The 1128-nt window shown below is 41.8% G+C and carries 2 protein-coding genes; both read left to right on the forward strand.

What is annotated here, in order from left to right:
• On the forward strand, nt 1-353 hold a 353-nt coding region (locus AX662_RS05885), incomplete at its 5' end, for an ATP-binding cassette domain-containing protein (protein ID WP_141760056.1).
• A 9-nt stretch (nt 354-362) separates the two neighbouring features.
• Nucleotides 363-1128: transporter substrate-binding domain-containing protein (locus tag AX662_RS05890; protein WP_060971893.1), on the forward strand; the 766-nt coding region annotated here is incomplete at its 3' end.

The raw sequence follows: 1128 nt of genomic DNA on the forward strand, positions 1-1128 counted from the left end.
TGCTTTCTGGTGGACAAAAACAACGTATCGCTATCGCCCGTGGTCTTGCCATGAATCCTGAGCTCTTGCTCTTTGATGAGCCAACGTCAGCCCTTGACCCAGAGACTATCGGTGACGTACTGGCGGTTATGCAGAACCTTGCCAAAGGTGGCATGAACATGGTAGTTGTTACCCACGAAATGGGCTTTGCCCGCAGTGTGGCAGACCGTATCATTTTCATGGCTGAAGGTCAGGTTCTTGTGGATACTACGGATGTGGATGGTTTCTTTGACAATCCAACTGAACCTCGTGCTGTTCAATTCCTTTCTAAGATTATCGACCATAACTCTGATCGTGTCCAAGTGGATGCCTAAGGAGGGCTTATGTTAATCAAAAAACTTAGTCGAATTTTAGCTATCTCTGCTTTAGCATTTGTAGCAGTTCTCCTCTGGAACACTAAAAGTAGTCAAGCTGATGAAAGCAGTAAACTACTCAATAATGCTACAATTCAAAAAATTGTCAAAAAAGGGACTCTAAATGTTGGTGTTAAACAGGATGTCCCAAACTTTGGTTACTACTCAGCCAAAACCAATACCTATCAAGGTATGGAAATTGACCTCGCTAAGAAGATTGCCAAAGAACTTAAGGTTAAGGTGAATTTTACAGCAGTTACCCCTCAAACTCGTGAGGCCCTTATGGATAATGGGACTATTGACATGCTTATCGCTACTTATACCATTACAGATGAGCGTAAGGCTTCATATGCCATGTCAAATCCTTACTACTATGACCAAATCGGTTTCCTCGTTCAAACCAAATCTGGCTATAAGCAACTTTCTGACCTAAACGGTAAAACTATTGGAGTGTCTCAAGGGTCATCTGCCAAAGCTGCTGTTGAAGAGTACGCTTCAGCTAATAACCTTAAGTTTGACTACGTTCAACTCGGATCTTATCCTGAGTTAGCCGTATCACTCTATGCTTACCGTATTGACGCTTTTGCTGGTGATAAATCAATCTTGTCAGGTTACGAAAGTGATAAAACTAAAATTCTGGATGAAGGTTTCAAAACACAAGAGTACGGTATTGCCTCAAGCAAGTCTAACCAAGAGTTGATTGATTATACCAACGATTTGTTGGCTAAATGGCAAA

The organism is Streptococcus sp. CCH5-D3 (assembly GCF_001556435.1).
Taxonomy (GTDB): Bacteria; Bacillota; Bacilli; order Lactobacillales; family Streptococcaceae; genus Streptococcus.